Consider the following 23,687-nt stretch of genomic DNA (forward strand, 5'->3'; position numbering starts at 1 on the left):
CCAGCTCAAGGCTGTAACTGTATTGGAGAAAGGCCTTACATACAAAAAGCCCTCTCCACATAGGAAGAGGGCTTCTGCAATTAATTTTTAAGGACAGACTTATACTGATTGTACTGCTCCTGAACTTCTTTGGAAGGTGCCTTATCGAGAAGGCTGACGATGATAACCGCCAATCCTGCAAATAGGAAGCCGGGCGCCAATTCATACAGATCAAACAGTCCGCCGGTAAGCTGTGCCCAAACAATTACTGTTACAGCACCAACAATAATACCGGCAAGGGCGCCATTTCGTGTCATGCGTTTCCAAAACAGGCTCAGGATGATGACTGGCCCAAAGGCTGCACCAAATCCGGCCCAAGCATAACTGACAAGTTCCAATACCTTGCTTTCGGGGTTATACCCCAAGAAGATGGCAATAATGGCAATGCCCAGTACAGCAATTCTGCCAACAATCATTTCTTCCTTTTTGGAAGCATTTCTTCTGAAGATGGATTTATAGAAATCCTGTGCCAGTGCACTTGAAGAAACGAGCAATTGAGAGTCAACTGTGCTCATGATTGCTGAGAGAATGGCTGCTAATAAGAATCCAGCTACCCATGGATTAAATAGTACCTGTGAAAACATAATGAACACTGTTTCAGAATTGGCAAGCGGTGCATCTGCAAAATAGGCGATACCGGCAAACCCTACAAACAGAGCTCCAAATAACGAAAGAACCATCCATGTCATGCCGATCAAGCGGGCTTTTGGAACATCGTTTGTTGATTTTAATCCCATAAAGCGGACCAGGATATGCGGCTGTCCAAAATAGCCAAGCCCCCAGGCCAGCAGGGAAACAACGCCTACAAATGTGGCTCCTGAAGCAACATCCAAATGTGTTGGATCGATTGCACTGATTTGATTTAACGTTTCATTCCATCCGCCAAGCTCCTGAATCGCTACTATCGGAATGATTATCAAGGCTAAGAACATTAAAATACCTTGAATAAAGTCTGTCCAGCTGGCTGCCAGAAACCCGCCAAATAATGTATATGACAAAATAACAGCAGCTCCGACCCAAAGCGCGAGGGTATAATCCATCCCGAATGAATTTTCTAATAGAATGGCACCGCCGACTAGGCTGGATGAAGTATAGAAAGTAAAAAAGACTAATATGACGATTGCAGAAACTACCCGTAGCAATTTAGAAGTATCATGAAACCGGTTTTCAAAATACCCGGGAACTGTAATCGAATCGTTGGCTACTTCTGTGTAGACACGCAGTGGCTTAGCAACAAACTGCCAATTCAGATAGGCACCGACTGCCAGACCGATAGGAAGCCATATTTCACCCATACCGCCTAAGTAAACAGCTCCAGGCAATCCCAGCATTAACCATCCGCTCATATCAGAAGCTCCGGCACTCAAGGCTGCAACTCCAGCTCCAAGCCCTCGTCCGCCTAAAACATAATCAGATAAATCTTTAGTCATTCTGGCTGCAAGCACGCCAATCAGCAGCATGCCAACCAGATAAACAATAATGGCAATTAACGTTGGTATATTTATATCCATAATTATTTATCCTCTCCTTTCAACAAAATATGAGATGCCTGATAGTACGATCAATAATGGCATGGGAATAAGAAGCCAAAGCCACGTCGCCATAGTGAAATCCATATGTTCACCTCCATATTCTATTAGTGTCCCCATTAAAAAACATACGTGGAAAAAATTCCGTTTATACAGGAACATACAGTTTTGTGTTTGTGGAAAAATTAGTTTGGGGAATGAGCCACTTTGGAAAGACGTTTATAATCATAACATAATAAAGGTTGAGGGACAAAAAATCTAAAAAACTATAAAGTTATAAATGTATAAAAATACGTTATTTCGCATTAATTTGCTGTTATATCACATATATCAACATATCTATTCATCTAAATTTATAAAATTAAGTTGGCGAAAAGAGCAGTTTTATTGGGTAGATTAGAGAATTAGCGGTAAATTTTGAAAATTTTTTTAAAAAGGGGTTCCCATTAAGAATTCTCTGTTATATAATACGATACATAGATTGTTTATTGTGTTATAACAACGTAGATTGATATCATAACAGTTAACAATTTTATACCTGTTATGATACAGACAGAAATGCATTGCAACTGGGAGTTTGCTTAAATGATGATTTTCTAAATAAAAAGGAGGATTTAATCAAATGGCAGATGAAAGAGTGCGTCAGTTACAGGAAAGCTGGGAAATGGAGGGACGCTGGAATGGAGTAGAAAGACCGTATACGGCTGAGGAAGTCATTAAATTAAGAGGATCAATTGATATTGAGCATACATTAGCGCGCCGTGGTGCAGAGAAGCTGTGGAAGCTTGTGAATGAAGAAGACTTCGTCAATGCATTAGGGGCGTTAACGGGAAACCAGGCTGTCCAGCAGGTTAAGGCTGGGCTGAAGGCCATATACTTAAGCGGCTGGCAGGTTGCTGCAGATGCGAATCTGTCCGGAAATATGTACCCGGACCAAAGTCTATATCCGGCCAACAGTGTTCCAAGTGTAGTAAAAAGAATTAATCAGGCCCTTCAGAGAGCTGACCAGATTCATCATATGGAAGGCGATCATTCCATTGACTGGTTCGCTCCGATTGTAGCAGATGCGGAAGCAGGATTCGGCGGCCAGCTTAATGTATTTGAACTTATGAAAAGCATGATTGAATCGGGTGCCGGCGGAGTACACTTTGAGGACCAGCTATCTTCTGAGAAGAAATGCGGCCACCTTGGCGGAAAGGTTTTGCTGCCAACCCAGACTGCTGTTAAGAATTTAATTTCTGCCAGATTGGCAGCGGATGTTATGGGCGTGCCGACTGTCATTGTCGCACGGACTGATGCAAACGCTGCAGATTTAATTACCAGCGATGTGGACCCTTCTGATGCACCTTTCATTACCGGGGAACGCACACCTGAAGGTTTCTTCCGTACAAAGGCAGGCCTTGACCAAGCGATCGCTCGGGGATTGGCGTATGCTCCTTATGCAGACCTGGTATGGTGTGAAACATCTGAACCGGATCTTGATGAAGCGAGACGCTTTGCTGAAGCAATCCATGAAAAATTCCCTGGCAAGCTCTTAGCGTATAATTGCTCTCCTTCATTCAATTGGAAGAAAAAACTCGATGACGAAACGATTGCCAAATTCCAGGTTGAGCTCGGAAAAATGGGCTACAAGTTCCAGTTTGTTACTTTGGCAGGATTCCATGCGCTAAACCATAGCATGTTTGAACTGGCTCGCGGCTATAAAGACCGCGGAATGGCAGCTTACTCTGAACTGCAGCAGGCCGAGTTTGCCAATGAAACACATGGCTACACGGCAACAAGACATCAGCGTGAAGTGGGTACCGGCTATTTTGACCAGGTTTCCATGGTCATTACTGGAGGAACTTCCTCAACAACTGCTTTAAAGGGATCCACTGAGGAAGAACAGTTCACTGAAAAGCAGGAGGCTTAAATTTTACCCGTATGTAACTTGAGTTTTCACCTGTATATTCTCCTATTTTGAACCTCTCTTCGATGGAAGGGAGGTATTTTTTTGCTTATGAGGCAAGCACGGTACATGCTGCAAAAACATACATACTTATATAGGCGAAATTTGAAATAGAGCGTAATACTGAATACAATGGAAGCATTGAGGTCATATAACGATGGAGGATGTACAATTGGCTGAAAATATAGATGATTATCTTCAACAGGGGATTCATGGACAAAAACAGACCAAGCCTGATGAGCGCCGCAAGTTTCTTGGCTCGCTTCGGGAGAGGGTGGTCATTGCTTTGAAGCAGCCGCAGATGAGGGAAGATGGAATCTATCCGCAGGTGGAAGATGCCCTTAAAGCCAACAGCAAGGCTCATCTTTATCTGAATGGAAATATGAGCTACTCCTATTTATCAAAATATATAAAACTGGCTTCAACCTATAAGGTCGAATATACAATCGTCACCAATAAAGAACATAATTCAGAGATCGGGCTGGTTTTAGCCTATGACTATGCAATTGATAAGCCGGAAATTTTTGTGGAGAGAAAAACGGTTAAAGCAGAAGCAAAAAAAGAAAAAAAGAGCGGCCTGCTTGCCAAACTATTCAAGCGGAAATGAGCAGCGTCTGCAGCGCTGCTCTATTTTTGGGGGAAAGCATCACAATACCGGCCAATTTTTACCGGTCGAAACGTGAATTTACGGGTCAAATTTAATAAAATACCGGCCGAAATGAGAGATTTACCTGCCAAATCAAAAAGTACCGGCCCAATGCCAGGTGATCCGCTATCTATTCCAAAGCCTTCAGGTACAGATGCGGATCCAAATCAGGACCTTCAATCACAATTGCAGTCATGCCAAGGTAAGAGCCTGATTCATGTTCCTCTCCCTCAGACCAATAAACAGCTGTTCCCTTTTGGACTGCAATTTGCTCACCGCCAGCAGTTTTAACCCATCCTTCGCCGTCAACGATGAGAAATAGCTGGGGACAAGCTGCCGGATGCATGCCTAAAACACTATTATCCTTCAGGTGGATACACCCAACTGCAGCTGTTTTGTTCCTGATAATCGGGGTGATGCTTGCATTGTGGCTGCTGAATTGGGCAATTTCCCTGCTGACATCCAAATCAAATCGGAAAAATTCCATAATTGTACCTCCTGTACTTATTGCATCCCCATTTATTCGGTTTCGCTTTTCATTTATCCTCTAAAAAGAGAAGCAAACACACAATTCACTGAACTCATGGTAAAATAAGCAGAAGATTGCTAAGCCAGCTGGCGTGCGCGTATTGCTTTAACGCGCGAAAGTTTGGTATGATCATTATAATTGTGCATTGACAGTATTCATTTTTGGAGGTGGCATTAATGTCGAGAATTTCAATAGATCAGGTTAAGCATGTTGCACACTTGGCGCGACTAGCAATGACTGAGGAGGAAACTGTTTCTTATACCGAACAGCTGGACAAGATGATTTCATTTGCCGAGCTGCTGAATGAACTTGATACAGATCATGTTGAACCAACATCCCATGTTCTTGATATGAAGAATGTATTGAGAGAAGATAAGGCGAATAAGGGGCTTCCACAGGCAGAAGTTCTGAAAAATGCGCCGGAACATCAGGATGGCTATATAAAAGTGCCGTCTATTATTGAATAGGGAGGGGAAAATGGTGAGTTTATTTGACCATAAGGTATCGGAACTTCATCAGCTTTTACATAAGAAAGAAATCACGGTTACCGACCTTGTCAGCGAATCGTACAAGAGAATCGGTGAAGTAGAAGATAAAGTACAGGCTTTCTTGACGCTTGATGAAGAAAGAGCCCGCCAGGCAGCTAAAAGAATGGATGGGAAACTTGGAACGGACGAAGCGAAAGGCCTTTTGTTCGGAATGCCAATCGGCGTGAAGGATAACATCGTAACGAAGGGGCTGCGCACAACCAGTGCGAGTAAAATACTTGAAAATTTTGATCCGATTTATGATGCGACTGCTGCATCCAAATTACATAATGCTGAAACCATTACAATCGGTAAACTGAATATGGATGAATTTGCAATGGGCTCATCCAATGAAAACTCAGGCTTTCAAGTAACCCGAAATCCATGGAATCTAGAAAGAGTTCCCGGGGGATCTTCCGGCGGTTCTGCTGCTTCTGTTGCAGCCGGTGAAGTTTTATTTTCTCTTGGATCAGACACAGGCGGCTCAATCAGACAGCCTGCTTCTTATTGCGGAGTTGTTGGGTTAAAGCCTACATATGGAAGAGTATCAAGATTCGGACTGATCGCGTTTGCCTCATCTCTGGACCAAATCGGGCCAATTACACGGACCGTTGAAGATAACGCATATCTGCTTCAGGCCATTTCAGGTGTGGATCCTATGGATTCTACTTCAGCAAATGTTGAGGTCCCAAGCTATGCGGAAAGCCTGAATGGGGATGTAAAGGGGCTGAGAATTGCCGTACCGAAAGAGTATTTGGCTGAAGGTGTAAATGAAGAGGTACGCCAGTCAGTACTTGAGGCCCTGAAAGTGCTGGAGAAACTTGGGGCAACATGGGAGGAAGTCTCCCTGCCGCATTCGAAATATGCACTGGCAACGTATTATCTGCTGTCCTCCTCTGAGGCATCCGCGAACCTGGCGCGCTTTGATGGTGTACGCTATGGCTACAGAACAGCAGATCCTGAGAATTTAATCGATTTATACAAAAAGACCCGTGCAGAAGGCTTCGGTGATGAAGTGAAACGCCGCATCATGCTTGGAACATTCGCTTTAAGTTCAGGCTATTATGATGCTTACTATAAAAAGGCACAAAAGGTGCGTACACTCATTAAACAAGACTTTGAAAATGTTTTTGAAAAATATGATGTCATTATTGGACCGACAGCACCAACTCCTGCCTTTAAGATTGGTGAAAATACGTCTGATCCGCTGACTATGTACGCAAATGATATTCTGACAATTCCAGTAAACCTTGCCGGCGTTCCTGGAATCAGCGTACCTTGCGGATTCGCGGATGGATTGCCGCTTGGCCTTCAGATTATCGGAAAGCATTTTGATGAAAGCACTGTTTACCGCGTAGCGCATGCTTTTGAGCAGGCTACAGAATACCATAAGCAAAAACCGGGACTGTAAGGGGGGAAATTCATGAAATACGAAACGGTTATCGGACTTGAAGTACACGTTGAGCTAAAAACAGATTCAAAAATATTCTCGGCAAGCCCAAACCATTTTGGGGCAGAGCCCAACTCCAATACAACGGTTGTCGATCTCGGCTACCCTGGAGTGCTTCCTGTCATTAATAAAAAGGCAGTTGAATTCGGAATGAAAGCTGCGATGGCACTGAATTGTGAAATCGCACCTGTTACAAAATTTGACCGGAAGAATTATTTTTACCCGGATAACCCAAAAGCCTACCAGATTTCGCAATTCGATAAGCCGATTGGAGAGCATGGCTGGATTGAAATCGAAGTCGATGGCTATAAGAAAAAAATCGGCATTACGCGGATCCATCTTGAAGAAGATGCAGGAAAACTGTCTCATGCTAAAGGATATTCTCTTGTAGACTATAACCGCCAGGGTACCCCGCTGATCGAGATTGTATCTGAGCCGGATATCCGCACGCCAAATGAAGCATACGCATATCTGGAGAAATTAAAGTCCATCATCCAGTATACAGGCGTTTCTGACTGCAAAATGGAGGAGGGTTCACTTCGCTGTGATGCGAATATCTCCCTTCGTCCTGCGGGTCAGGAGGAATTTGGCACAAAGACAGAGCTTAAGAACCTGAACTCCTTTAACTTTGTCCGCAAAGGACTTGAGTACGAGGAGAAACGACAGGAAGAGATATTAAGTTCAGGCGGTACAATACAGCAGGAAACATTGCGCTATGATGAAGCGACCAATACAACCATTCTAATGAGGGTAAAAGAAGGTTCGGATGATTATCGTTATTTTCCTGAGCCTGATTTGCTTGATATCCATATTGATGAAGAGTGGAAAGAGCGCATTCGTGCTGAGATCCCTGAGCTTCCGGACCAAAGAAAGAACCGCTATATTGAAGAACTCGGGCTTCCTGCTTACGATGCAGCTGTCCTGACAGTCACAAAAGAAACATCCGATTTCTTTGAAGCGGCTGTCCAAGCAGGAGCTGACGCAAAGCAGGCTTCCAACTGGGTGATGGGTGAGCTGTCGGCATACCTGAATGCTGAACAAAAAGAGCTGACAGATATTGCTCTGACACCAGAGGGACTTGCCGGCATGATTAAACTGATAGAAAACGGCACCATCTCTTCCAAAATTGCCAAAACCGTCTTCAAAGAACTGGTTGAAAATGGCGGAGATCCGGAAACAATCGTAAAAGAAAAAGGCCTGGTTCAGATATCTGACGAAGGTGCACTACTTAAGATTATCGGAGAAACACTTGATGCGAATCCGCAATCGATCGAGGATTTCAAAAATGGAAAACAAAAAGCAATCGGCTTCCTTGTCGGCCAAATCATGAAAGCCACAAAAGGACAGGCCAACCCGCCGCTTGTCAACAAATTATTGCAGCAGGAAATTCAGAAAAGATAGCTATATATTGGGGCATGAAATCAATCGGTTTCATGCCCCTTTTTTGCTTGAAGAATAACTGCCATTCGACAAATACCCCTATTATTTCCCAGGAAAATCTATATTTTACATGTGGTTCAGCGTTATAATTACAGGTATGAAATCTTAAAAACCAGGTGATTAGAAGTGGCCATTTTAAAAATAACAAATTTAGAAGAGCATGATGAACATACTGTTGTATTTCCTCCATTTAGTCTAGAGGTCTCTGCAGGCGAGACTGCAGCAGTTCATACAAATACAAATGTAAGGAACGTATTATTGAGTATGTTCATGGGGTCAATGCCGATTTCCGATGGAGAAATAAGGGTTAACGAAATTAGTGCGGCGATAGACAAACGCAAATTTTTGGCGAACATTGGAATCTTCTCTTTAAATGACGGACTATATGAAAGATTAACGGTGAAGGAAAACTTCTCCTTTTATAAGAACCTATATGGATCGGAAATATCAGTAGAAGAAGGGCTGCGTGCTGTTCAGCTGGATGCAGAGCGAAATCAGCAGGTTAGAAAATTATCCTATTCACAAAAAAGACGAGTCCATTTTGGCCGTATGCTTTTTCAGAACCCTGCATTGTTTATTTTTGAAGAGCCTGACCAAAATATTGATTTGGAAACAAAGAGTGTCTTCATAAAACTGATAAGGAAGCTTTGCCAAAACGGGAAAGGTGTTTTAATACTAACTGGTAATTTGGAGAGTGCGCTTGCAGTGACCAGCAGGGTTTATAGGCTTGGTGAAACTGGTCTGCAGGAGCTTGACGTTTTACAGGATGAACCGGATACAGCGGCCCAGGAACAGCATGCCGATCTGCTGAATGGAGAAACGCCAGCGGTACAGCCCGTTCGCTTTGAAAAGGTCCCAACAAAAGTAAACGATAAAATCGTATTATTCGACCCGCCTGAAATTGATTACATTGAAAGCAGCGATGGCCAATCCAATATTTATATAAAAGGTGAAGTGTATCCAAGTGTATTTACACTGGCAGAGCTGGAAAGAAAACTGCACCCCTATGGCTTCTTCAGATGTCACCGCTCTTATATTGTTAATCTGCAGAAGGTCCGGGAGGTCGTGACGTGGACAAGGAATAGTTTTACACTGGTGCTCAATGATGCTTCTAAATCATCAATCCCTTTATCAAAAGGGAAAATGGCGGAGCTAAAAGAAATGCTGGGGTTAAAGTAAGCTCCATTCCACTCCTGTATTGCTCCACTCAGCCTCTGAAGTGCTCTTTTTATCTGGAATATAATGTGGGGGTTTTCTTTATGAATTAAGATGAATGCATAAGAAAACAAACCGCATGGAGGATGAAAATGGAGAATATCATTGAAGTCAAATCATTGGCCAAATACTTTTCAGATCAGCCGGCACTGGAAAATGTATCATTTAATGTAAAAAAGGGAGAGACTTTCGGATTTTTAGGACCAAGCGGATCCGGCAAAACAACTACCATAAAAATTTTAACCGCTCAATTAGCCCAGACAGATGGGGAGGCTTTGGTATTTGGGGTTAATGCTTCCAATCTGAAGAAAGAAGAATACCGTAAGAAAATCGGAATCCTGACTGATAATAGCGGTTTATATAGCCGTTTAACCATTTATGATAATTTAAAGCTGTATTGTGATCTTTATGATGTACCGGATAAGAGGATTGATGAAGTTCTGGGCATGGTTAATTTAATAGATGAAAAGAAGAAGGCTGTTTCTAAACTGTCAAAAGGGATGACTCAGCGTGTGACACTGGCAAGGGCATTCTTGCATCAGCCTGAGCTGCTGTTTCTTGATGAACCGACTTCAGCACTTGATCCAGTAAATACAAAGCATATATATAAAGGCTTAAAAGACTTAAAAGAAAAAGGAACCACGATCTTTTTGACCACACACGATATGAATGAGGCTGAAACGCTATGTGACCGCGTTGCGTTCTTAAATAATGGGGCTATTCAATTGCTGGATTCACCTAAAGCGCTTCGCCAAAAATTTGCCGATCATACATTGACTGTTGAGCTGACTGATGGGAGCAAAGTAATTGTTGATAAAGGACCGGGCGGAGCACAAACTGTGTATGATTACATGTCTGGAAATAAAATTGTCTCAATCTATTCGAACGAACCGACTTTAGGGGATATTTTTGTAGAAGTAACAGGGAGGAAATTAGCATGACTTTTTCAATGAAACGATCTATGGCCATCTTATATAAGGATTATAAAGATGTCTCGAAAAACTTATATGTTTCTACTACCGTCCTCCTTCCCCTTGTTATGGCCGCGATTTATGGACGCATGGGAATTGAGGCAATCGATACACATTATATGGTCATCAATATGATTTTTAGTTTAGTAGCAGCCTATGTGCAGTGCTCACTTATTGCAGAGGAAAAAGAAAAAAATACATTAAGGGGACTTATGCTGTCTCCTGCAAGTACCCTGGAGATATTATTCGGGAAAAGTTTATTGAGCTTTATTAGCACCATAGCCGTTATCATTATAGCTGCATTTTTAACTGGTTATAATCCTGATAATGTAATAATAGTTGGAATGGCTATTATTCTATCTGCTGTCTTCTATATTGGAGTTGGCACATTGCTTGGATTGCTGACAAAATCCGTAATGGAAGCATCGGTTGTTATTTTGCCCATTATGATGATTTTTTCCTTTGGCTCGTTCTTGACCCCTTTTATAGAAAAATATCCTGTTTTAAAATTTATTGAGTATTTGCCGAATCTGCAGCTGATTGAGTTGGCTAATCAGGTTGAAGCGGGGGCTGGCCTAGCGGATGTATGGTTCCATCTGGCAGCGATAATTGTATGGACTGCAGCTGTGTTTGCACTCGTGGTTGCCGTTTACAAAAAACGAATGATGGATTGATGACAAGGCTGGCCGTTTTTCGCCGGCCTTCGTTTTTTGACGACAGCCTCTTTGTCTAATTTCCCAGGAAAAGATGTTTTTCTGCAAAATTCGGCAGCAGTAATCAGAAGGAATGATGGGGAGCCATACAGAATTAGTAAGTAGGCATTTAGAAAAAAGGAGTGTTTATTAATGGAATTACTGGATTGGTTCCAAAAAGGGCTGAGTCTGCAAGAATACCTAGGGGGAATGAAAGTAAATAAAGATGAAATGATGGGCATTTACGATCGTTTCTCTTTATCAGATAAGGAGAAAGCAAGATTGGAAGAATTTAAGGACACTGGCCTGAAAGTGATTGTACTCACTGAAGATTGGTGCGGCGATGCGATGCTGAATAATCCGATTCTACTGAAAATCGCAGAGGAATCCGGTATGGAAGTCCGTTTTATTTTAAGGGATGAGAACCTTGAGCTGATGGATCAATATTTGACTAATGGAACATCCAGAGCAATACCCATTTATATTTTTATAGATAAAGAGGGGAAGGAAAAAGCTGTTTGGGGACCTCGTGCCAAACAGGTTCAGGAAATGGTGGATGAGGGAAGAAGTAAGCTCCCCGCACAGAATGCTGAAGACTTTAAGGACAAACAAATGAGCATGTACAGGAGACTAACGGCTTCCTATCAGGAGGATTCTAAGATCTGGCATTTTGTTGCAGATAGTATAGCAGATGCTATTGTTTCGGGGAAGTAAAGGCGGAAGGATGTTTTAAATGGGCTGGAACCGGAATTCCATAACTGCGATGCTGGATATAAAATACCCTATTTTCCAGGCTCCTATGGCTGGAGGGATGACAACTCCGCAATTAATCAGCGAGGTGTCCAATTGTGGGGGACTTGGAAATATGGGTGCAGGCTATATGAGTTCAGACGAAATAAGGAACGATATTAAACAGATTCGGAATCTGACAGACAAGCCATTTGGCATCAATCTGTTTGTTCCGGATAGTGAGGCTTCGGCGGATGCAGAGGAAATCAGCAGCATGGAGGATATACTCGCCGGATACAGCAGTGAGCTTGGTATGAAGGAAAAACCTTCTCTGCCAGAAAAGGATTATGTTGCTTTATATAGAAAACAGCTTGATGTTTTGATGGAGGAACGTGTGCCTGTTTGCAGCTTTACATTTGGCATTCCTGACTCTGCCATTATTTCTGAATTAAAGAAACAGGGTACGATTATTATTGGAACAGCAACCAATGTAAAGGAAGCAGTGGAATGGGAAGAGGCTGGCACAGATGTGATTATTGCTCAGGGGTTTGAAGCCGGGGGGCACCGTGGAACTTTCGGCAGCGAAGAAGGCGGGCTTATCGGTACCATGGCTCTAATACCACAGGCAGCAGATGCGGTCAGCTGTCCTGTGGCTGCGGCAGGGGGAATAATGGATGCCCGCGGGATTGCTGCGGCTATGATGCTTGGCGCAGCAGGAGCCCAGCTGGGAACAGCTTTTCTTACATGCAGGGAAAGCGGGGCTCACTCACTGTACAAACATGCACTATTAAATGCAAGGGAAGATCAGACTGCTGTGACGAAAGCATTTTCCGGGAAGCTTGCAAGAGGGATTCGCAACAGGTTCATGGAAGAGATGAAAGCTCTGCAGGCATTGCCTTATCCATTGCAGAATGATATGACAGCGCCTATCCGAAAGCAGGCAGCCAAGCTGGAGCGGACGGAGTTTATGTCATTATGGGCCGGACAGGGAGTGACACTGGCTGAGGAAGTAACAGTGAAGGAGCTGATGATAAAACTTGTTATGGGGACAGAAGCGTTGCTGGATAAGTAAAAAGCAGTGCCAAGTGCGGCACTGCTTTTGTCTTATTTGCCAGCCAATACGTTAGTAAGCGGCGGTACGATCTGCTTTTTGCGTGAAACAACGCCCTTTAATACGGCACTGTTGTTTTCAAGGGTTACATCATAAGCTTTTTCAACTGCTGCAGCTTCTTTGCCAAGAGAGATGGCAACTGAGTCGTTGTTAAGGATGTCAGTTAAAACAAAAACAAAAAGGTCAAGCTCTTTATGATTGATATTTTCAGTAATGACAGCTTCCAATTCTTCCTGGCGGCTTAATACGTCATTTAGGTCCACTGCATTAACCTGAGCGATTTCTGTTTTATAGCTTCCCATTTGGAATTCCTTTGCGTCAAGGGAGATGAGATCTTTCACGCTCTTCTTGCTTAAATCTGCTCCTGCTTTAAGCATTTCCAGACCATACTCTTCAGCGTTTATTCCCGCGATTTCAGCAAGCTCGCGTGCTGCTGCAACGTCCTGATCTGTGCATGTTGGAGATTTGAACAGCAAAGAATCGGAAATGATGGCCGAAAGCATTAAACCAGCTGTTTCCTTGCTGATTTCTACTCCGTATTCCTTGAACATTTTGTTCAGAATAGTTGCTGTGCAGCCAACAGGCTCTGCTCGATAGTAAAGCGGATCGCTTGTTTCAAAGTTCGCAATGCGGTGGTGGTCAATAACCTCAAGGATCTTCACATTTTTGATATCATCAGCGCTTTGCTGGAACTCATTATGGTCTACAAGGATTACTTCGCTTGCTTCTTTGGATACTGCCTCAACAAGTCGGGGAGCTTCAGCCTTAAAATAATTTAAAGCATATTGTGTCTCCTCATTTACCTGACCCAGACGGATTGGCTCTGCATCAACGCCTAATTTGTTTTTTAATTCTGCATAAGCAAGTGCTGAACAGATTGAGTCAGTGTCTGGGTTTTTGTGTCCGAATACAAATACTTTTGACATAAATCCTACTCCTTCTATATGTAATGTTGGTTTTGGCATGCTGTTATTTTACCATATTTCTAATGTAATGGCGGTACGGGGAAAAATCAAATTTTGTTTTTTCAATTGTTAGAGGAAGCCTGGATGTTTTGGAGAAATTAAATAAGAATAGTAAGGGGGAGACATACATGGGGAAAGTAGCCATAATTTCTGATATTCATGGAAATATCACAGCTTTGGAGGCGGTGCTGGACAATATCCGCGATCGCGGAATAGAGATTATTTTCTGCCTGGGTGATTTAATAGGAAAAGGGCCAAACTCCCGTAAAGCCGTTGAACGGATAAAAGAAACCTGTGAAGTGGTCCTTCTTGGAAACTGGGATGATTTCATGCAGAAGCCGCTGGACTTTGAAGAGGGTCAATGGCATCAGAGACAGCTTGGGGAAGAGGCGTTAGCCTATTTAGGAACTCTGCCATTCCATCACGATTTTTATATGAGCGGCAAATATGTAAGGCTCTACCATGCTTCTGCTAAAAGCATTTATCATCGGGTTGTACCGATGCGGGATTCTTATGAAGAAAAGCTGGCTATGTTTGAGAATACAGAAAACATTAATTCCGGAGAGGACGGGCTAATTCCGGATGTTGTCGGCTATGGGGATATTCATGCTGCATTGATTGAACCGGTTCATCCGCAAAGGACTCTATTCAATGCAGGAAGTGTTGGGAATTCCCTGGATATTCCTCAGGCAACCTATGCGATTTTGCATGGGGAATACTTATCGAAAGAACCTGCGCCTTTCTCAATCGAAATTGTCCGGGTTCCTTATGATATTGAAAAGGAAATAAGCATTGCCAAGGATATGGGTATGCCTAATATAGAGGCCTACGCGCTCGAGCTGCGCGAAGCGAAATATAGGGGGGCTCCTAAGAAAGTATAATCCACTGATAAGAAAGACTAAAATAGCCTGTACGCACATAAGTAAAATTATCCGCACTTAAAATAAGGCTATGCGCACATAAAAATTTTTATCCGCATACCAATCCTGGTTATACGCACATAAATTTCGACAGTTTTTACATATTTAACTTAAAAAAGCTGACCTCCCGCCTGATGCGGAGTCAGCTTTTTCCGTTATTAAAAGATTTTCCTGCCTTTTTTGGACAGTGCATAATAAATGCCGTGCTGCAGGTTTGTGAAGCAGTTAAATTTAGAAAGATTAAAATTAGTTTCTGTAATCTTTGTGCCAAGTTCTGGTGAAATGCCAACCAGAATGGTTTCGGTGCCAATCAGGTTAGCTGCAGCTGCCAATTTGCTTAAGAATTCGACGGTATAGGCACTGATGGATTGATTTAACCCGGTTAAATCCAAGATCAGACAATCTGCCTGGTGCTTCGGCAGGCTGTGGAGAGTTTTATCCACGAGTTCTTCTGAGCGGAATTCATCATATCTTCCCAAAAGAGGGACAACAACGATTCCATCCAGGACTGGAATAACCGGTGAAGAGATTTCTTTAACAAGCTGCTTTAATTCAATCGTACGGTCCTCCACTAATTTTTCAAGCTCGCTGATTTTTTTTGATTCTTCGCGCCTCGCCAAAGCGTGTATATTTTCCTCAACCGTAACGCTGGATGGGAAATAATCGAGGCCGGTATATTCCTGGCCTGCTAACTGGTCAGCTGATTTTTTATACCAGAGGCTTGTTCCGAACAAAGCGGAAAAGATTCCTGCAAAGTGCCCCGGCAGAAAAGTTCCAGACTCATTTTTCTCTTGTTCTTTGTTGATCTTGTATTCCCAGCTGTCCACGGTTTTGACACTGGCTGTTTTATTTACGGGATCCAAGTCTGTGATGACGAATTTCCCCCAGCCGGCAGAAGCGTATATTCTAGGGATAATTGTAGCCACTTCGACTATGGGCAAATTTAAGTCTTTGAAAAACTTCCCTACTACCATTCCCTGCCTGAAGCCGGTGGTCTCAAGTACAAGGCTGGAAGTCTCCTTTCCAGAGATCTCTTCAATCGTATCGAAGAAGCTTTTCATGGCGGATTTTATCCAAAATAGGACCGCATCATCGCCTTCAAAATTAAACAGACCTTTTTCAAGGTCCCAATTAAAATCAAAACCATCAATTTTGGTTTCAAGCACTAGGCTATTTTCTGTCATACCATTACCCCCTGATATTGATATGTATAGTTAAGTAACTTCTATTTGTCTCGTAAGTAACCAATGTTATATACCCTCAACTTCAAACCTTAAACCAATATTTGAAAATTATCTGCGTCTGTTTATATTCAATTTTTTCGACTTTTCATTTACATAAGCGTACATAATATCTTTCTCATTCAAATTGTTTTGCCGCAGCTGCTCTAAAAGCCAATCTTTAGTCTGTCCCAGCAGCTGGATATTACGCTCCTGAATCCTGCCATCCACAATAACTGCAATAGGGAGGCCCTCATCCTGAATGGGGATATTTAAATGTTCGACGGTAACAGGCGTATTGGCTACTTTCGGTATGATGCTCACTTCACCGATAGGCTCGAGAATGGCATAATCCACATCCGCAATTTTGGGATAGCCTTTGCTTCTTAAGATAGACAGCAGCTGAGATATGGATAGATGGGATTTTTCCAGATTGTCTTCCAGGATTTCCCCATTTTTAATCAGCATCGTCGGTTCCCCAAGAAAAAATCGGTTGCCAATTTGGTTTAAAGTCAAATAAGAGAAGAGAATATGAAGGGCTACAAGAATGGCCAATGCTGCTAATGTCGGCAAGAATTCTGTGCTTATAAGAGGCTCAGAGGCAACTGTGCCAACAATAATGATGGCGACCAGGTCATAAGGAGTCATTTGGATAATTGTCGACTTGCCCATCAGTCTCATAATCATGATTGTGATTAAGTAAAGACTTAATATTTTTAAGATCAAGAACATATGCAAGCTCCTTTGACTGCACTTTTATTCAAAGGATTTGCTTAATGAACAGCTTTCATGTGAAAAATAATAAAAAAAGCCCGAATGCAGGGTCCGGGCTTCGTTTAGGCTCGTTTTTTATGATCTCTTGGAGGGATGCGGTCATTTTTCAGGCGCTTATCATTGATTTTAGGCTCATTTTTATCAATGAAGTTTCTAATATTCGAACGGTGAAGAAAAATCAAAAATAATAGGAAAATAGAAAAGATAAGTTCATGTTCAGTGCCTTCGGTAAATAAAGAATAGATAAGTAAAGATGCACCCACCGATAAAGAGCCAAAAAATACATACTTCGTTGCGTAAATGACTGCGACAAAAGAAATGTAGGCGATCAAAAACATCCAAATATTTGCTGCAAACAATACACCTGCCGTGGTTGCGATGGCTTTTCCTCCGCGGAATCCTGCAAAGATCGGAAAGCAGTGGCCTGCTACTGCAATCATCCCGGCCATTAACGGATCGGTCTCAGCGTTCAGGATGAGAGGCAATGCTGCAGCTGCTGCTCCCTTGCCCACATCCACCAGCAGTACTACGATAGCTGCCTTTTTGCCAAGTACCCTTAGTGTATTAGTCGCACCAGGATTATTGCTGCCATGATCACGGATGTCGATCCCAAAGGCATATTTGCCGATCAATAAGGCTGTAGGAATTGATCCTATCAGGTACGCTGCCAAGTAAATTAGAAATGTCATCGTATCCATCCTTTTTCATCAATATATTCAATAATGGTTTAGAGTTGTCCATTATTTAAAAATATTTTCACTGCTGTCCTCTTTGTAGTCACCGCTTACAGTTTACCATATAATGGTTTTGTCCGAAGCGGGAAATCTATTATTATTTTAATATTAAGCGATAAAAAAATATGGAAATAAACGCTTTTTGGTGAGATTTTTTATAAAAAAAAGTATTGAATTATTCAATTCTCTCGATTATGATTGTTTCGGCACTCAAAAAGAATGAATGTTATCCGAATAGATATAAGGGAAGCTGATATAGTCCAGGATTTATTCGATCGGCAAAATACCCAGCAGGATATTTTCATGTTCCTGAACGCTCCGCTGTCAGGAAGATTGGAAGGAGATGATCTTCATGGATCACTTTTCATTGGAAGAATGGCGGAAATATGTGAAAAATGAGCTGTCAGAACCAGAACGCGAACTCTATGAAGATCATCTCTATATATGTGATCAATGTCTGGAAGTATACCTCGAAGCAATGGACGAGGAGGAGAACTCCTTGCCGGAAATGCAGGGGGAAGATGAGTTTACCAATCTTGTTATGGCTCAAATTACAGGAGGAAATCCGGAAGAAGCGGACAAGGAACACAAAGAACTTTCCAATAAAGAATCCTGGTTTGAGCGCTGGTTTCCCATTGCATTTGCCTGCTTTATGCTGGTTGGGGGATTAGTAACGATGTACCGGGATAAAAACCAAATAGATCAGGATTAACTCTTAACGGACAGTTAGGAGTTTTTTGTGTACAAAAAGTTTGAAAATTCATTCGAAAATACTTACAATAAAAAGACTAATCAGTTTATTTTAAAAGATAAGAGTATGCTTGGGAGTGAGAAATATGGGGAGAAGGCAGGTTCCGCAGAAAATGCAAAAAAAGAGCAAGAGCATCCATCTTGAGCAATGGATCTGGGACTTGGCAGCGCAGATGCAGCCATGCCGTTCCGCAGCTATCAGAGATTTATTTCTCGCTAAAGTGAAAGAAGACTTGGTAATGGCCGGATTGGCGGAGGAAAATACAGAAATCACGAGTGAACATGCCAGCCTATATATAGAAGAAGTTCTGAAAAGAAGTGACATCAATCATAAGTGCTGCTGATATTTAATGCGGGAATAACTTGAATTTTCTCAGAGACTAAACCAAATACAATGGAGGGACAGACTTGGCGCCTATCGTATCAGAGGAATATAAGCGGAAGAAAAAGAAAGAGATCCTGGCGGGCGCATTGGCATGCTTTGCTAAAAAGGGATTTCAGGCAGCGACCATTGATGACATTGTCGCTTATTCAGGAATCAGCAAGGGAGCTATCTATAATTATTTTAAAAGCAAGGAAGAAATCTATCTGGAGCTTTTGAATGAGCAGACAGAATCAGCTAATGCAAGACTTGAAGAGAACATTTCCATGCTCTCTTCTGCGGAAGAGAAACTGGAATATCTTTTTGATTTGTATAGGGATATGAGCCCATTCAGCCAGGAACGAAAAGATAGAATTACTGTACAGCTGGAATTTACGCTGCATTCCTCCAGAGATGAGAACTTGAATCGAATTCTGAATGAGAGAGGAAAGAAGTTCTTTTTGAAATTGATAACAGACATTATGGAGGATGGGCAAATTGCCGGGGAATTCCGTCCGGATGCTGATCCAAATCATGTAGCGGGATTATTCTGGACTTTTATGGACGGTGCAATGCTTCATAGAGCAATTAATGAAGAATATCCATATAGAACCATTATTGACTATGTTAAGAACCTTGTTTTGCAGGATCTGAAAAAGGAATAATGCTCAATTGCATCCTGCTTAATGCGATTTCAGTTACATGTCCAAGAAATATTACTTAATTACGATACTTTTTTGCCTAATGAGGGTATAATTCATTTGTGCATCTGACCACTTGTGAAAATAGCGGGAAGTGAATAGAATAGAAACGGATGGCAGTGAATAATTGCTAAGCTGCGGACTATTCGCTATGATGTAAGAAGATGGAATAATATATAAGGATCAAGTTTAGATATTTCAATAATAGGATGATGGGCTATGAAAAGAGCAAGAATTATTTATAATCCGACTTCAGGCCGGGAAATTTTTAAAAGACATTTAGCAGATGTTCTCCAAAAGCTGGAGAGTGCAGGATATGAAACCTCATGCCATGCCACCACAGGTGAAGGAGATGCGATTAAAGCTGCACGGGCAGCTGTTGAACGCCGCTTCGACCTGGTTATTGCAGCAGGCGGTGATGGTACGATTAACGAGGTGGTAAACGGACTCGCTGAACAGGATTACCGCCCGCGCCTCGGCATTATCCCAACGGGCACAACCAATGATTTTGCACGTGCGCTCCATATTCCAAGAGATGTGGAAGCGGCTGCTGAAATCATTGTAAAAGGAGATACCATTCCTGTCGATATTGGCCGCATAAATGAAAAATATTTTATTAATATTGCTGGTGGCGGAAGGCTGACAGAGCTGACTTACGAGGTGCCAAGCAAGCTTAAAACCATGATTGGCCAGCTCGCCTATTACCTAAAGGGAATTGAAATGCTGCCTTCCATCCGTTCAACTGAAGTAAGCATTGAGTTTGACGGGAAAATCTTTGAAGGTGAAGCCATGCTTTTCCTTGTCGGTCTGACAAATTCAGTCGGCGGGTTTGAAAAGCTGGCGCCGGATTCCTGTATAAATGACGGGCTATTTTCCCTGCTGATATTAAAGAAAACCAACCTTGCTGATTTTATCCGGATCGCGACAATGGCTGTCCGGGGTGAGCATGTAAAAGATCCGAACGTCATCTATACACAGGCTAACCGCATTAAAGTACAATCCAAGGAGAAAGTCCAGCTCAATCTTGATGGTGAATTTGGCGGGCTGCTTCCTGCTGAATTCGTAAACCTGTACAGGCATTTGGAAGTATTTGTCCCAATTGATCAGATTCGTGAAGAAGACCGCCCGACCGATTGGGAAAGTTCACACGAATAATAGGAAGTCCGCTCTCTAACAGGGCGGGCTTTTATTTTGCAAAACTCATGAGATTGTGAACGAGGCAAATCAGTATTACTGCAAATAGATTCTGGAAAACAGACAGGGTAAGCTTACAAATAGGCTGGAAAATATGCTAATAGAGTGTTGGTTTTTTCATACAGGCATGATAAAGGGTATGCAGGTTCAAATCTGTACTATATCCATTTCGTATTTACCCCTTTTTTGTGATACAATCTGTCTAGTCAAAAAAGGTCACGGAATTAAGCTGAAAAGGAAGAAAAAGATGAGCAGAACATTACCGGTTCAAAAAAATGATTATATAGATGTTATATTTGAGGATTTGACACATGAAGGAGCAGGAGTTGCAAAGGTGGACGGTTATCCGCTTTTTGTTCCGGATGGGCTTCCTGGTGAGAGAGCAAAAGTAAAAGTGATTAAGGTGAATAAGGGATACGGCTTTGGGCGCCTGATCGAGACATATGAAAGCAGCCCATACCGAGTAGAAGCACCCTGCCCGATTTATAAGGAGTGCGGCGGATGTCAGCTGCAGCACCTGAGCTATGAAGGCCAGCTTCTTGCCAAGGAAAAACAGGTCAGAGATGTTCTGGAAAGAATCGGGAAACTTGAGGGCGTCAAGGTGCATCCGGTTCTTGGCATGAAGGATCCGTGGCGCTACAGAAATAAAGCGCAGGTTCCGATTGGCGAGCAGGAAGGCGGCTTGATTGGCGGATTTTACCAGCAGCGCACCCACCAGATCATCGATATGAAGGAATGCCTCATCCAGCAGGAAAAAAATGATGAGGTTGTGCAAAAGGTAAAGGAAATTTGCGGACGCTATGGTGTCCGTGCTTATGATGAAGGCAGGCATAAAGGCGAGCTCCGCCACGTGATGGCTCGCTATGGGCTTGTGACAGGCGAAGTGATGATTGTCCTTGTCACAAGGACGAACGAGCTCCCGCATAAGCAAAGGATTGTGGAAGAGATTGCATCAAGCATTGAAGGTGTTAAATCCATCGTCCATAATGTGAATTCCAGGAAAACGAATGTGATCATGGGAGATGTCACACGAGTCCTCTGGGGTGAAGAAGTGATCTATGATTTTATTGGCGATATCAAATTTGCGATTTCCGCCCGCTCCTTTTATCAGGTTAACCCCGAGCAAACGAAAGTTTTATATGAAAAGGCACTGGAATATGCGAATTTAAGCGGAGAAGAACAGGTTATCGATGCGTACTGCGGAATTGGCACCATTTCTCTTTTTCTGGCACAGAAAGCAAAAGATGTGTTCGGCGTTGAAATCGTGCCGGAAGCCATTATGGATGCAAAGAGGAATGCTGATTTAAACGGCATAACCAATGCTTCATTTGCAGTCGGGAAAGCGGAAGAAATCATTCCTGAATGGTATAAAAAGGGGAACACCGCAGATGTGCTTGTCGTTGACCCGCCGCGAAAAGGCTGTGATGAAGCTCTGCTGAAAACCATTTTAAGCATGAAGCCAAAGAAAGTCGTCTATGTATCCTGCAATCCGGGAACGCTGGCAAGGGATCTTCGTATTCTGGAGGACGGCGGATATAGGACAATTGAAGTGCAGCCGGTGGACATGTTCCCTCAGACTATGCATTGTGAAGCAGTAGCGGGATTAGAATGGAAAGAGGGCAGCTGACCTGTTGGGAAGCTGCTTTTTTAGGTTCTTTAAAGAATCCTCCTGCTTTTTTTCTTATAATTCTGTAAAATATAGTTTATAGAGTTATTAAATGGGGTGAGCTAATTGGTCAATGATTTCCCGATACTTGGCAATGATGGTGAATCGATTTATTCCAATCCTGATGAATTGCTCGATTTGTTCCTGAACTGCACGGCAGATGGGGTTGCCATCATTGATATGGAGAACCGTTTTATAAGGGTAAATCATATGTACACGGTGATTTTTGGCTATACCGAAGCGCAAGTCATTGGCAGGAAGTTTACCGAGTTTCAGAACCCGGAAGAAGTGAAGGGGATTATAAAACTGGTCAAGCTGGGGAAAGTATACAGCAATGTGATCACACAGCGCTATCATCAGGATGGTTCGGTTCTGGATATTTCGGTTTCGTATTCTCCCTTCAGAAATTCCAAGGGCAAAATTATCGCCGTTCTGGCTATATTCCGGGATATGACAGAGTTTAAAAGCATGGAGAGGGAATTAAGAAAAACCAGGGAACTGTACGATTTGATTACGGAGAATACGACAGATATGATCAAAGTCTTCACAAAGGATCAAACGTTGATTTATGCTTCCCCATCTCATGGAAAAGTTTTGGGATATTCGCCGGTGCAGCTTGTTGGAAAGACCTGCAGTACTGTCATATATTCCGAGGAAGAGAGAGAAAAGTTCAGCAATGTATGTCAAAAGCTGCTGGAAACGGGAGAGCCTCAGCTGCTTGAAACGAAGATGGATACCATAAATGGCGATATTGTTTTCGTTGAGGCAAGCATTTCCCCTATATTAAACGATAAAGGCGAGATTGAATTATTTGTGGCAGTAGGCAGAAACATAACAGACAGGGTTAATAATGATGCAGCTTTGCGTAACTTGGACCGCCTTTCCATTATTGGACAGCTCGCAGCAGGGGTTGCACATGAGATCAGGAACCCGCTGACTTCTTTAAAGGGTTTCTCGAAACTGCTCCAATCCAGCGTTAATAAGGAAAAACAGGATGATTATTTATCCATTATAATGGAGGAGCTTGATCGGATTGATATCATTGTCAATGAGTTCATGTCCCTGGCAAAACCCCAGGCAATTGAGTATGAGAAAGGGAGCTTAATGTCCATTCTTGAAAGTACGATTAACGTACTTCATCCGCAGGCATTGCTTCACAATGTTCAAATCCATCTCAATCATTGTGAGAATGATATCATGCTATTATGTTCACCTCCCCAGCTGAAGCAAGTATTTGTGAACTTTTTAAAAAATGCGATTGAAGCTATGCCAAATGGCGGAAATGTTTATATAAGTGCTGAAAGAATAGAGAGCAGGCGTGTAAGGATTGCTTTTGCAGATGAAGGAGCAGGCATTGATGGAGAAATGCTGAAGTATCTTGGGACCCCTTTTTATACGACAAAAGATAAAGGGATCGGTTTGGGGCTCACAGTCAGCAATAAGATTATTCAGGAGCATCAAGGTTTGATGGCCATCGAAAGTCTTATAGGTGAGGGCACAAAGGTGATGGTGGAATTGGATTGTATATAGTGGGTACAGCTCATCTCTTTAGGGGTGGGTTTTTTATTTTCAAAAA

Annotated in this window: 23 protein-coding genes; 17 read left to right on the top strand and 6 right to left on the bottom strand. The window is 42.5% G+C overall.

Annotated features, from left to right (window positions below; translation table 11 throughout):
• Nucleotides 1-80: 80 nt before the first annotated feature.
• Nucleotides 81-1,550, bottom strand: a complete 1,470-nt coding sequence (gene putP / locus ACR42H_RS01940) for a sodium/proline symporter PutP (RefSeq protein ID WP_436374556.1) — start codon at nucleotides 1,548-1,550, stop codon at nucleotides 81-83.
• Nucleotides 1,551-2,190: 640 nt separating this feature from the next.
• Between putP and aceA the strand changes: the two genes are divergently transcribed.
• Both aceA and ACR42H_RS01950 read left to right on the top strand, forming a co-directional pair.
• Nucleotides 2,191-3,480, top strand: a complete 1,290-nt coding sequence (gene aceA / locus ACR42H_RS01945) for an isocitrate lyase (RefSeq protein WP_113884932.1) — start codon at nucleotides 2,191-2,193, stop codon at nucleotides 3,478-3,480.
• Between the two features lie 208 nt (nucleotides 3,481-3,688).
• Nucleotides 3,689-4,123, top strand: a complete 435-nt coding sequence (locus ACR42H_RS01950) for a YueI family protein (RefSeq protein ID WP_436374557.1) — start codon at nucleotides 3,689-3,691, stop codon at nucleotides 4,121-4,123.
• Nucleotides 4,124-4,292: 169 nt separating this feature from the next.
• Here ACR42H_RS01950 and ACR42H_RS01955 read toward each other — a convergent pair whose 3' ends face one another.
• Nucleotides 4,293-4,649, bottom strand: coding sequence for a cupin (locus ACR42H_RS01955; RefSeq protein WP_113884930.1), 357 nt, complete (start codon nucleotides 4,647-4,649; stop codon nucleotides 4,293-4,295).
• 218 nt (nucleotides 4,650-4,867) lie between these two features.
• Here ACR42H_RS01955 and gatC point away from each other — a divergent pair, with 218 nt between their 5' ends.
• From gatC to ACR42H_RS01995, 8 genes are all read left to right on the top strand, one after another.
• Nucleotides 4,868-5,158, top strand: a complete 291-nt coding sequence (gene gatC / locus ACR42H_RS01960) for an Asp-tRNA(Asn)/Glu-tRNA(Gln) amidotransferase subunit GatC (protein WP_113884929.1) — start codon at nucleotides 4,868-4,870, stop codon at nucleotides 5,156-5,158.
• 13 nt (nucleotides 5,159-5,171) lie between these two features.
• Nucleotides 5,172-6,629, top strand: coding sequence for an Asp-tRNA(Asn)/Glu-tRNA(Gln) amidotransferase subunit GatA (gatA, locus tag ACR42H_RS01965; RefSeq protein ID WP_113884937.1), 1,458 nt, complete (start codon nucleotides 5,172-5,174; stop codon nucleotides 6,627-6,629).
• Between the two features lie 12 nt (nucleotides 6,630-6,641).
• Nucleotides 6,642-8,069, top strand: coding sequence for an Asp-tRNA(Asn)/Glu-tRNA(Gln) amidotransferase subunit GatB (gene gatB, locus ACR42H_RS01970; protein WP_113884928.1), 1,428 nt, complete (start codon nucleotides 6,642-6,644; stop codon nucleotides 8,067-8,069).
• A 165-nt stretch (nucleotides 8,070-8,234) separates the two neighbouring features.
• Nucleotides 8,235-9,287: a LytTR family transcriptional regulator DNA-binding domain-containing protein gene (locus tag ACR42H_RS01975; protein ID WP_436374558.1), complete on the top strand. Its 1,053-nt coding sequence runs from the start codon at nucleotides 8,235-8,237 to the stop codon at nucleotides 9,285-9,287.
• Nucleotides 9,288-9,415: 128 nt separating this feature from the next.
• The gene (locus tag ACR42H_RS01980) at nucleotides 9,416-10,264 is read left to right on the top strand and encodes an ABC transporter ATP-binding protein (protein ID WP_113884926.1); all 849 of its coding nucleotides are present in this window, start codon (nucleotides 9,416-9,418) and stop codon (nucleotides 10,262-10,264) included.
• Complete coding sequence (locus tag ACR42H_RS01985) at nucleotides 10,261-10,968, top strand: ABC transporter permease (protein WP_436374559.1); 708 nt, start codon at nucleotides 10,261-10,263, stop codon at nucleotides 10,966-10,968. The genes ACR42H_RS01980 and ACR42H_RS01985 overlap by 4 nt, the downstream gene beginning before the upstream one ends.
• 171 nt (nucleotides 10,969-11,139) lie before the next feature.
• Nucleotides 11,140-11,700, top strand: a complete 561-nt coding sequence (locus ACR42H_RS01990; protein WP_436374560.1) for a thioredoxin family protein — start codon at nucleotides 11,140-11,142, stop codon at nucleotides 11,698-11,700.
• 19 nt (nucleotides 11,701-11,719) lie between these two features.
• Nucleotides 11,720-12,787: an NAD(P)H-dependent flavin oxidoreductase gene (locus ACR42H_RS01995; RefSeq protein ID WP_436374561.1), complete on the top strand. Its 1,068-nt coding sequence runs from the start codon at nucleotides 11,720-11,722 to the stop codon at nucleotides 12,785-12,787.
• Between the two features lie 32 nt (nucleotides 12,788-12,819).
• Here ACR42H_RS01995 and ACR42H_RS02000 read toward each other — a convergent pair whose 3' ends face one another.
• Nucleotides 12,820-13,752 (bottom strand): manganese-dependent inorganic pyrophosphatase, encoded by a 933-nt coding sequence (locus ACR42H_RS02000; protein WP_436374562.1) that lies wholly within the window; start codon nucleotides 13,750-13,752, stop codon nucleotides 12,820-12,822.
• A 167-nt stretch (nucleotides 13,753-13,919) separates the two neighbouring features.
• Here ACR42H_RS02000 and ACR42H_RS02005 point away from each other — a divergent pair, with 167 nt between their 5' ends.
• On the top strand, nucleotides 13,920-14,672 hold the full coding sequence (locus tag ACR42H_RS02005) for a metallophosphoesterase family protein (protein ID WP_436374563.1): 753 nt from the start codon (nucleotides 13,920-13,922) through the stop codon (nucleotides 14,670-14,672).
• Nucleotides 14,673-14,869: 197 nt separating this feature from the next.
• Here the strand turns inward: ACR42H_RS02005 and ACR42H_RS02010 are convergent, their stop codons facing one another.
• From ACR42H_RS02010 to plsY, 3 genes are all read right to left on the bottom strand, one after another.
• A complete protein-coding gene (locus ACR42H_RS02010; RefSeq protein ID WP_113884920.1) occupies nucleotides 14,870-15,895 on the bottom strand; it encodes an STAS domain-containing protein in 1,026 nt (341 codons plus the stop codon).
• Nucleotides 15,896-16,003: 108 nt separating this feature from the next.
• Nucleotides 16,004-16,663 (bottom strand): DUF421 domain-containing protein, encoded by a 660-nt coding sequence (locus ACR42H_RS02015; protein ID WP_113884919.1) that lies wholly within the window; start codon nucleotides 16,661-16,663, stop codon nucleotides 16,004-16,006.
• 104 nt (nucleotides 16,664-16,767) lie between these two features.
• Nucleotides 16,768-17,394: a glycerol-3-phosphate 1-O-acyltransferase PlsY gene (plsY, locus tag ACR42H_RS02020; RefSeq protein WP_113884918.1), complete on the bottom strand. Its 627-nt coding sequence runs from the start codon at nucleotides 17,392-17,394 to the stop codon at nucleotides 16,768-16,770.
• 397 nt (nucleotides 17,395-17,791) lie between these two features.
• Here plsY and ACR42H_RS02025 point away from each other — a divergent pair, with 397 nt between their 5' ends.
• From ACR42H_RS02025 to ACR42H_RS02050, 6 genes are all read left to right on the top strand, one after another.
• Entirely contained in the window at nucleotides 17,792-18,151 is a 360-nt protein-coding gene (locus tag ACR42H_RS02025; protein WP_436374564.1) for a hypothetical protein, read from the top strand.
• 124 nt (nucleotides 18,152-18,275) lie between these two features.
• Nucleotides 18,276-18,533, top strand: coding sequence for a hypothetical protein (locus ACR42H_RS02030; RefSeq protein WP_113884916.1), 258 nt, complete (start codon nucleotides 18,276-18,278; stop codon nucleotides 18,531-18,533).
• Between the two features lie 64 nt (nucleotides 18,534-18,597).
• Nucleotides 18,598-19,215: a TetR/AcrR family transcriptional regulator gene (locus ACR42H_RS02035; protein ID WP_113884915.1), complete on the top strand. Its 618-nt coding sequence runs from the start codon at nucleotides 18,598-18,600 to the stop codon at nucleotides 19,213-19,215.
• A gap of 255 nt (nucleotides 19,216-19,470) precedes the next feature.
• Nucleotides 19,471-20,406 (top strand): diacylglycerol kinase, encoded by a 936-nt coding sequence (locus tag ACR42H_RS02040; protein WP_113884914.1) that lies wholly within the window; start codon nucleotides 19,471-19,473, stop codon nucleotides 20,404-20,406.
• A gap of 286 nt (nucleotides 20,407-20,692) precedes the next feature.
• The gene (gene rlmD / locus ACR42H_RS02045) at nucleotides 20,693-22,072 is read left to right on the top strand and encodes a 23S rRNA (uracil(1939)-C(5))-methyltransferase RlmD (RefSeq protein ID WP_436374565.1); all 1,380 of its coding nucleotides are present in this window, start codon (nucleotides 20,693-20,695) and stop codon (nucleotides 22,070-22,072) included.
• Between the two features lie 105 nt (nucleotides 22,073-22,177).
• Nucleotides 22,178-23,641 carry a PAS domain-containing sensor histidine kinase gene (locus tag ACR42H_RS02050; RefSeq protein WP_436374566.1) on the top strand — a complete coding sequence of 488 codons (1,464 nt, stop codon included), beginning with the start codon at nucleotides 22,178-22,180 and terminating at the stop codon, nucleotides 23,639-23,641.
• Nucleotides 23,642-23,687: the final 46 nt, after the last annotated feature.

It is taken from the genome of Cytobacillus sp. BC1816 (assembly GCF_051353635.1).
GTDB lineage: Bacteria > Bacillota > Bacilli > Bacillales > Cytobacillaceae > Cytobacillus > Cytobacillus oceanisediminis_C.

Excerpts from the sequence above, each read along its gene's own strand:
- putP (WP_436374556.1), bottom strand. The coding sequence starts at position 1,550 with ATGGATATAAATATACCAACGTTAATTGCCATTATTGTTTATCTGGTT.
- aceA (WP_113884932.1), top strand. The coding sequence starts at position 2,191 with ATGGCAGATGAAAGAGTGCGTCAGTTACAGGAAAGCTGGGAAATGGAG.
- ACR42H_RS01955 (WP_113884930.1), bottom strand. The coding sequence starts at position 4,649 with ATGGAATTTTTCCGATTTGATTTGGATGTCAGCAGGGAAATTGCCCAA.
- gatC (WP_113884929.1), top strand. The coding sequence starts at position 4,868 with ATGTCGAGAATTTCAATAGATCAGGTTAAGCATGTTGCACACTTGGCG.
- gatB (WP_113884928.1), top strand. The coding sequence starts at position 6,642 with ATGAAATACGAAACGGTTATCGGACTTGAAGTACACGTTGAGCTAAAA.
- ACR42H_RS01980 (WP_113884926.1), top strand. The coding sequence starts at position 9,416 with ATGGAGAATATCATTGAAGTCAAATCATTGGCCAAATACTTTTCAGAT.
- ACR42H_RS01985 (WP_436374559.1), top strand. The coding sequence starts at position 10,261 with ATGACTTTTTCAATGAAACGATCTATGGCCATCTTATATAAGGATTAT.
- ACR42H_RS01990 (WP_436374560.1), top strand. The coding sequence starts at position 11,140 with ATGGAATTACTGGATTGGTTCCAAAAAGGGCTGAGTCTGCAAGAATAC.
- ACR42H_RS01995 (WP_436374561.1), top strand. The coding sequence starts at position 11,720 with ATGGGCTGGAACCGGAATTCCATAACTGCGATGCTGGATATAAAATAC.
- ACR42H_RS02000 (WP_436374562.1), bottom strand. The coding sequence starts at position 13,752 with ATGTCAAAAGTATTTGTATTCGGACACAAAAACCCAGACACTGACTCA.
- ACR42H_RS02005 (WP_436374563.1), top strand. The coding sequence starts at position 13,920 with ATGGGGAAAGTAGCCATAATTTCTGATATTCATGGAAATATCACAGCT.
- ACR42H_RS02010 (WP_113884920.1), bottom strand. The coding sequence starts at position 15,895 with ATGACAGAAAATAGCCTAGTGCTTGAAACCAAAATTGATGGTTTTGAT.
- ACR42H_RS02015 (WP_113884919.1), bottom strand. The coding sequence starts at position 16,663 with ATGTTCTTGATCTTAAAAATATTAAGTCTTTACTTAATCACAATCATG.
- plsY (WP_113884918.1), bottom strand. The coding sequence starts at position 17,394 with ATGACATTTCTAATTTACTTGGCAGCGTACCTGATAGGATCAATTCCT.
- ACR42H_RS02025 (WP_436374564.1), top strand. The coding sequence starts at position 17,792 with ATGGATCACTTTTCATTGGAAGAATGGCGGAAATATGTGAAAAATGAG.
- ACR42H_RS02030 (WP_113884916.1), top strand. The coding sequence starts at position 18,276 with ATGGGGAGAAGGCAGGTTCCGCAGAAAATGCAAAAAAAGAGCAAGAGC.
- ACR42H_RS02040 (WP_113884914.1), top strand. The coding sequence starts at position 19,471 with ATGAAAAGAGCAAGAATTATTTATAATCCGACTTCAGGCCGGGAAATT.
- rlmD (WP_436374565.1), top strand. The coding sequence starts at position 20,693 with ATGAGCAGAACATTACCGGTTCAAAAAAATGATTATATAGATGTTATA.